An 8,010-nucleotide genomic window follows, 5' to 3' on the forward strand; every position below is an offset into this window, starting at 1 on the left:
TTGCGACCTCTGCGTCCCGAACGCAGCGCTCTACCAAACTGAGCCACGCCTCGATCACAGACGTAAGTATAATATAAAACTCAAAAAATGTCAACTATATTTTTCATTTTTTTTCAAACAATTGTAACAGTTCCGCCATATATCTTCTGAGCACCTGCATGATACAAAAGCGCAGGCGGATCTTTTCATGGCGGAACCATTACTGACAATTCTTTTTTACAGCATTTTCCGGATGGTCTCGCACAGCTCGTCCACGGCCTTATCCGCATCCCCGTTTTTGATCTCCTCCACCACGCAGGATTTGACATGGCTGGACAGCAGGGTCCTGCTGAACCCGTTTAACGCCGACTGGATCGCAGATACCTGGACCAGGATATCGGTGCAGTACCGCTCATCCTGGACCATGGCCTTCACTCCCCGTACCTGTCCCTCGATCCGGTTCAGCCGACTGATGAGGTCTTTTTCCTCCTTTGCTGATCTGTGCTTGTGTCTGACCTCGCAGTTTTCCATTCCAGTACTCTTATTTTCTTCCACAATACCTCTCCTTGTCTCAAAAACTAGTCAATCACCTTGTAATCCTGATCCTCTACTGCTTTTTTAAGAATGTCGTAAGCCACGTCCTCCTTTAAGGTCACCACAGCGGTGCCCGCCTCATGGCTCACAGCGGCGCTTTCCACTCCGGGAACTGCCTCCAGGGCCTTTTTCACCCGGGCCTCGCAGTGGCCGCACATCATACCCTCGATCTTTAAAGTCTTTTCCATGATCTTCTTCTCCTTTTTCTTTTTTTCAGCTTTTATCTTCCTGTCTCTGTCTGCCCGGTGCAGATCAAAGAGGTTCAGCCTCAGTGCATTGGATACGACGCAGAAGCTGGATAAGCTCATGGCCGCAGCGCCGAACATGGGATTCAGCTTCCACCCCAGGACCGGGATAAAAAGCCCCATGGCCAGGGGGATGCCCACCACATTATAAAAGAACGCCCAGAACAGGTTTTCATGGATGTTCCTCAAAGCTGCCCGGCTTAAGCGGATGGCCGCCGGAACGTCCGACAGGCGGCTCTTCATCAGTACCACATCCGCCGCGTCGATGGCAATGTCGGTGCCCGCTCCGATGGCGATGCCCGTATCCGCCCGTGTAAGGGCCGGAGCGTCGTTGATCCCGTCGCCGACCATGGCCACCCGGCCCTGCTCCTTTAAGGCCCGCACAGCGCTTTCCTTGCCGTCTGGAAGAACGCCCGCAATGACCTCGTCCACTCCGGCTTCCCGGCCTACGGCCCTTGCGGTCCGTTCATTGTCCCCGGTCAGCATCACCACGCGGATCCCCATGTTCTGCAGTTCCTTCACAGCCCTGGGACTGTCCTCCTTTATGACGTCCGCCACGGCTATGATCCCCAGGAAACGCTCTCCTGAACCGAAGAAGAGCGGGGTCTTTCCATTCTCTGCCAGGGCCAGGGCCTGGTCTCTGGCTGCCTCCGGTACAGAGACCTTCGTCTCCATGAACCGGAGATTTCCGCCGTACACCGGCGTTCCTTCTGCCAGGGCCGTAAGGCCGTTTCCCGGAAGGGCTTTGAACTCTGTCACCGTTCCCGGCGCAAGCCCCTCTTCCTCAGCCTTCAGAAGCACGGCCTTTGCCAGAGGATGCTCGCTTTTTTTCTCCAGGGCGCAGGCCATGGAAAGGAGCTCCCCTTCCTGGACCCCCTCCCCGGGGATCAGATCCGTGACCCGGGGCTCCCCGCTGGTGATAGTGCCGGTCTTATCCAGGACCACGATCTCTGTCTTCCCGGTCTCCTCCAGGGACACAGCCGTTTTAAACAGAATCCCGTTTTTCGCACCCAGTCCGTTGCCCACCATGATGGCCACCGGCGTGGCCAGCCCCAGGGCGCAGGGGCAGCTGATCACCAGCACCGAGATCCCCCGGGCCAGGGCAAATCCATAGGTCTCCCCGGCCGCCAGCCAGCCAATGACCGTAAGGACCGCAATGGCAATGACCGCCGGGACAAAGACGCCCGACACCCGGTCCGCTACCTTGGCAATGGGAGCCTTGGTGGCCGCCGCGTCGCTGACCATTTTTATGATCTGGGAAAGGGTGGTGTCCTCTCCTACCCGGGACGCCTCACAGCGGATAAAGCCCGACTGGTTCACCGTGGCCGCAGATACCATATCTCCAGGGCCCTTATCCGCCGGGATGCTCTCTCCGGTCAGGGCCGCTTCATTGACCGCACTCTCTCCCTCTAAGACCACGCCGTCCACAGGAATGTTTTCTCCAGGCCGCACCACAAAGATATCGCCCTTTTTCACCTGGGCGATGGGAACCTCTGTTTCCACGCCGTCCCGTTCCACCACAGCCGTTTTGGGGGCCAGCTTCATGAGGCCCTTTAAGGCATCGGTGGTCCTTCCTTTGGACCGGGCCTCCAGCATCTTTCCCACCGTAATGAGAGTTAAGATCATGGCCGCCGACTCAAAGTAGAACTCGTGCATATACGTCATGACCCCGGCCATATCGCCGTTTAGCTGGGCCTCCGTCATCTCAAACAGGGCGTAGACGCTCCATCCGAAGGAGGCGGCGGAACCCAGGGCCACCAGGGTGTCCATATTGGGAGCCCGGTGCAGGAGCCCCTTAAAGCCGTTGATAAAAAATTTCTGGTTGATCACCATGACCGCCGCCGACAGCAGGAGCTGCAGAAGGCCCATGGCCACGTGATTGTCCGCAAAAAACTCCGGGACCGGCCAGCCCCACATCATATGTCCCATGGAAAAATACATGAGGACGGCCAGGAATCCCAGGGAAGAGAACAGCCGTTTTTTTAATACCGGAGTCTCGTGATCCGCCAGGGCATCCTCGTCAAAGGCCGCGCCCCCGGCGGCAGGACCGCTCCCGGCTCCGTCCTCTCCGCCGCGGCTTCCCTTTACCGAGGCCCCATAACCCGCCTCCTTCACGGCGGCGATGATATCGGCAGCGTCTGCGCTTCCCTCTACGCCCATGGAATTGGTCAGAAGACTCACAGAGCAGGACTCCACTCCCGGAACCTTCGACACCGCTTTTTCCACTCTGGCGCTGCAGGCCGCGCAGCTCATGCCGGTCACTGTATATTGCTCCATTGATTCCCTCCGTAACAGATTCTTTTCTATACCCGTACCGAGTACATCTATAAAATATCACTTTTGGATATTTCTGTCAAGGAGGGGCCATGATTTTTCTCACAGCTCCCGAAGCTGCCCGGCCCGGCTGTTGTTTCCACACGTTCCAGGCGGCCGCTCCGGCCCGTCCATATCCGCCGCCTGCCGCAGGACGGCTGCCCGGCGGGCGGACAGCCGTTAGAAATCGAACAGGGAAAGCTGGTTGGTCTCCGGAAGGTCCTTAAGGATCCCCAGCTCTCCCATCAGGTCGCAGATGGTCTTGCTGACCCTGGTCCGGTTCCTGAAATCCTCCTTGGAGAGGAAGGGACCGTCCTTGGCCGCCTCCTCGATGGAGTCCGCCGCCTTCTCGCCCAGGCCGTCGATGCTGTTGATGGAGGGCATCAGCTTATTGCCCATGACCTGGAAATGCCTGGCCCTGGCCTTATAGATATCCATGGGCAGGAAATCAAAGCCCCTGGCGTACATCTCCTGGACGATCCGCATATCCCTTAAGGTATCCTGCTCCTTTTTTGAAAGGGAGTCGGACCGCCTCTTATAATCTGCCAGATGGCTTTCCAGCTTTTCCCGTCCCAGACACATGATCTCATAGGAAAACGCGCTGGCGCGGATGCTGAAGAAGGAAGCGTAATAGGCCAGCGGATAGAATACCTTGCAGTAGGCGATCCGCCAGGCCATCATCACGTAAGCCGCCGCATGGGCCTTGGGGAACATGTACTTGATCTTTTTACAGGACCATATGTACCAGTCGGGCACCCCGTGGGCTGACATCTCCTCCTCCCACTCGGGCTTTAAGCCCTTGCCCTTTCGGACCGATTCCATGATGGTAAAGGCCGTTCCTTCCTCCAGTCCCTGCTGGATCAGATAGACCATGATATCGTCACGGGTGCAGATGGCCGTCTGGATCGTTGCCTTGCCCTCCTGGATCAGAGTCTGGGCGTTGCCCAGCCACACGTCTGTTCCGTGGGCCAGTCCGGCGATCCGCACCAGGTCAGAAAAATATTTGGGCTTTGTATCCAGAAGCATCTGCATGGCAAAGTCCGTTCCGAATTCAGGGACCCCCAGGGCTCCCAGCTTACAGCCGCCGATGTCCTCGGGCGTGATGCCCAGGGCCGAGGTATCCTGGAACAGGCTCATGACCTCCCTGCAGTCCAGAGGGATATCCTTTACAGGATCCAGGCCGATCAGGTCCTGGAGCATACGGATCATGGTGGGATCATCATGGCCCAGGATATCCAGCTTTAACAGGTTGTGGTCAATGGAGTGGTAGTCAAAGTGGGTGGTGATGGTCTTGGTGGCCATATCGTTGGCCGGGTGCTGCACTGGAGTGAAGGAATAGATCATCTCTCCCAGGGGAAGGACCACGATGCCGCCGGGGTGCTGGCCGGTGGTGCGCCTTACGCCCACGCAGCCCTGTACGATCCGGTTGATCTCGCAGTTTCTCTTCCTCTCCCCATGCTCCTCAAAATAGTTCTTCACATAGCCGAAGGCCGTCTTGTCCGCCAGGGTGCCGATGGTCCCTGCCCGGAAGGTCTGGCCCTTTCCAAAGATCACCTCCGTGTAATCGTGGGCGCGGCTCTGGTATTCCCCGGAGAAGTTTAAGTCGATATCCGGCTCCTTATCTCCCTTGAACCCCAGGAAGGTCTCAAAGGGAATGTCAAAGCCGTCCTTGGTCAGAGGATGGCCGCAGACCGGGCACAGCTTGTCCGGCATATCACAGCCGGCCATACCTGAATATTTCTTCACTTCCTCTGAGTCGAAGTCGTAGTAATGGCAGTTGGTGCAGTAATAATGAGGACTTAAGGGGTTTACCTCCGTGATCCCCGACATGGTGGCCACAAAGGACGAACCCACGGAGCCCCGTGAGCCCACCAGATATCCGTCCTCGTTGGACTTCCACACCAGTTTCTGGGCAATGATATACATGACGGCAAATCCATTGGAGATAATGGAGGTCAGCTCCCGTTCCAGCCGGTCCGTCACGATCTTCGGAAGGTTTTCCCCGTACATTTCATGGGCGCGGTTGTAGCAGATGTTCCTCAGGGTCTCGTCAGAATTTTCAATGACAGGCGGACACTTATCCGGCCGCACCGGAGCGATGGGCTCGCACATATCGGCGATCTTTCTGGTATTGGCGACCACCACCTCATAGGCCAGATCGCTGCCCAGGTAATCGAACTCTGCGAGCATTTCCTCCGTGGTACGCAGATATAAGGGGGCCTGCTCGTCGCTGTCCTTAAAGCCCATGCCGGCCATGAGGATCCTCCGGTAGATCTCGTCCTCCGGATCCAGGAAATGGACGTCGCAGGTGGCGCACACAGGCTTTCCGCACTGCTCCCCCAGGCGCACGATCTTCCGGTTGATCTCCTTCAGATCCTCCACGGTCTTTACGGTGCTCTTTTCATCCCGCAGCATGAACATGTCGTTGCCCAGGGGCTGGATCTCCAGATAGTCATAAAACCGTACCAGCCGCTGGAGCTCCGCGTCAGTGCCTCCCCGCAGGATGGCCTGGTAAAGCTCCCCGGCTTCGCAGGCCGAGCCGATGATCAGTCCCTCCCGGTACTGGTTTAAAAGGCTCTTGGGGATCCTGGGCCGTCTGGAAAAGAACCGCACATGGGACCAGGACACCAGCCGGTACAGGTTCACCCGGCCCAGGTCGTTTTTTGCCAGGATGATCACATGGTAGGTGGGCATTTTCATGATAGCCGAATCCTCCGCCTGGTTAAAGACGTTCAGATCGTCCAGGGTCTCCATACCATGCTGTTTTTTTAACATTTCCACGAATTTCAGGAAAATTCCTGCCGTGGCCTCCGCATCGTCCACGGCCCGGTGGTGGTTCTCCAGGGATACATTTAACGCCTTGGCCACCGTATCCAGCTTATACCGGTTCAGATTGGGAAGGAGCACCCGGGCCAGGGCCACCGTATCCATGACCGTGGGATGGAATTCATATCCCAGAACGGAGGCATTGTGGCTGATGAAGCCCACGTCAAAGGACGCATTGTGGGCCACCAGCACCGCTCCCCGGCAAAACTCCAGAAACCGCCCCAGGACCGGGCCGATGGTCTCGGCTCCCATGACCATGGCATCGTTTATGCCTGTGAGCCGTTCGATCTCAAAGGGAATGGGCACCTCCGGGTCCACAAACTCGTCCATGCGGTCTGTGATCACCCCGTTTTCCACCCTTACGGCTCCGATCTCAATGATCTTATTCTTCACAGGGGAAAAGCCGGTGGTCTCAATGTCAAATACCACAAAAGCGCCGTCCAGGCTCTGGTTTTCAGAGTTCTCCACGATCTCCTTCATATCGTCCACCAGGTATCCCTCGACCCCGTAAAGGACCTTGAAGGCATCGCCCTTATCCAGGGCATGGCTGGCGTCCGGGAAGGCCTGGACGCAGCCGTGGTCAGTCACAGCCAGGGCCGGCATTCCCCACTGCTTTGCCCGTTTTATGATATCCTTTACCTCAGAAACGCCGTCCATGTCGCTCATTTTCGTATGACAGTGGAGCTCCACCCGCTTCACCGGCGCGTTGTCCACCCGCCGGGTGGTAAAATCCTCGCACTTTTTGATCCCAGTGATGGAGCCCACGGTCAGCTCGCCGTCGAACCGGTCGATGGTGGTGATCCCCTTGAGCTTTATGAACTTCCCCTGCTTTATGGCCTCGTCGGCGTCGGCCTCCTGGTCCTCTCTCAGGAACATCTTGATGGTGATGCTGTCGGTGAAGTCGGTGAGATCAAAGATCATCATCTTGCTGCCGCTTCTAAGCTCCCTTTTTTCCACCCGGATGATCTTTCCCCGTAAGACCACCTCGCCGATCTCCCCGGCGATCTCATGGATCTCCATGGTCTCGCCCTCGAAATCGCGGCCGTAAAGCACATCGGGATTCTCCGACTTCCGGTAGGGCATTCTTCCTCCCCGGCCGCCGTCCCGCTTAAAGCCGGAGCCAGAGCCGTTCTGGCCGCCCTGGAAGCCGCCGCTTCCGGTCCCGCTGCCGGGATTTCCCTTTCCTCCGGCAGCTTTTTTCTCCCCAAAGGTCTTTTTCGTAAAGGTCCGGGAGCCGGGCTTTTGATCCTGGGCCAAAGCATGCCCCTCTCCAGGACCGCCCTGGGCTGTCTCCAGGCCCCGGGAGTCCGCCGCTTCCTCCTGCCCGCCGCCCGCATCCTGGACGTGAGACGCCAGAAGGGCCGCCAGGGCCGCCTCCTCGTCAAAGTCGTCCCGTCTCTCCTTCTCTGCCTTTGTGAAGGAAAACCTTACCTCTGCCGGAAGGCCGCACCGCTCTGTAAAGATCTTTTCCAGGATCCGCCCCACTTCCTTTGAGCGTTCCCGGTAGATCAGATTGTCCTCGATGGTCATGACCATGGTATCCTCTGCCTCAAAGGCCGTTTCCGCCCGGCGCAGGATATTGTATTCGATCATGCCGAAATTCTTAAACTCCATCAGGATGCTGTCCTTGTAGACCTGGTACAGCTTTTCCGGCGTATACTGGGCCGAAAGGCGGTATTTTTCAAGGATCTTCACGATGATGGAGCGGCCGGGGAAGAGCTGTTTTGCGATCCCCTCCTCCATGCTGTAAATATTCTTTTTATGGATCAGTCTGGGACTTACGATATAGATGCGAAGAGAGCTTCTGTCCTTTGGCATGGATACCTTTTCCACCATGACCAGCTTTAGAAGCTCCTTTAATTCTTCGCCGATATGCAGTCCCGGAAATACTTCCAGAAACGGTTTTTCCATTATTCTCCCTTTGCTTCCTTCATGGCCAGAAGCTCCGCCCGCAGAGCCGGCAGAAGCTCATCCTCCGGCAGCTTCTTAAGGATCTGCCCCTTCTTAATGAGCAGGCCCTCGCCAATGCCTCCGGCAATTCCGATATCTGCCT

Annotated in this window: 3 protein-coding genes and 1 pseudogene; all 4 read right to left on the reverse strand. The window is 57.1% G+C overall.

What is annotated here, in order from left to right:
* Positions 1-216: 216 nt before the first annotated feature.
* On the reverse strand, positions 217-510 hold the full coding sequence (locus WIH05_RS13005; protein WP_215655510.1) for a metal-sensing transcriptional repressor: 294 nt from the start codon (positions 508-510) through the stop codon (positions 217-219).
* Positions 511-557: 47 nt separating this feature from the next.
* Positions 558-3,095, reverse strand: a complete 2,538-nt coding sequence (locus WIH05_RS13010; RefSeq protein ID WP_337425478.1) for a heavy metal translocating P-type ATPase — start codon at positions 3,093-3,095, stop codon at positions 558-560.
* A 216-nt stretch (positions 3,096-3,311) separates the two neighbouring features.
* A complete protein-coding gene (locus tag WIH05_RS13015) occupies positions 3,312-7,868 on the reverse strand; it encodes a PolC-type DNA polymerase III (RefSeq protein WP_337425479.1) in 4,557 nt (1,518 codons plus the stop codon).
* Positions 7,868-8,010, reverse strand: a pseudogene (locus WIH05_RS13020) (4-hydroxy-3-methylbut-2-en-1-yl diphosphate synthase); the annotation flags it as partial. The pseudogene WIH05_RS13020 and the gene WIH05_RS13015, both read right to left, overlap by 1 nt.

Origin of the sequence: Alitiscatomonas sp., assembly GCF_037242085.1 — a bacterium.
GTDB classification, from domain to species: Bacteria; Bacillota; Clostridia; order Lachnospirales; family Lachnospiraceae; genus Alitiscatomonas; species Alitiscatomonas aceti.

Excerpts from the sequence above, each read along its gene's own strand:
- WIH05_RS13005 (WP_215655510.1), bottom strand. The coding sequence starts at position 510 with ATGGAAAACTGCGAGGTCAGACACAAGCACAGATCAGCAAAGGAGGAA.
- WIH05_RS13010 (WP_337425478.1), bottom strand. The coding sequence starts at position 3,095 with ATGGAGCAATATACAGTGACCGGCATGAGCTGCGCGGCCTGCAGCGCC.
- WIH05_RS13015 (WP_337425479.1), bottom strand. The coding sequence starts at position 7,868 with ATGGAAAAACCGTTTCTGGAAGTATTTCCGGGACTGCATATCGGCGAA.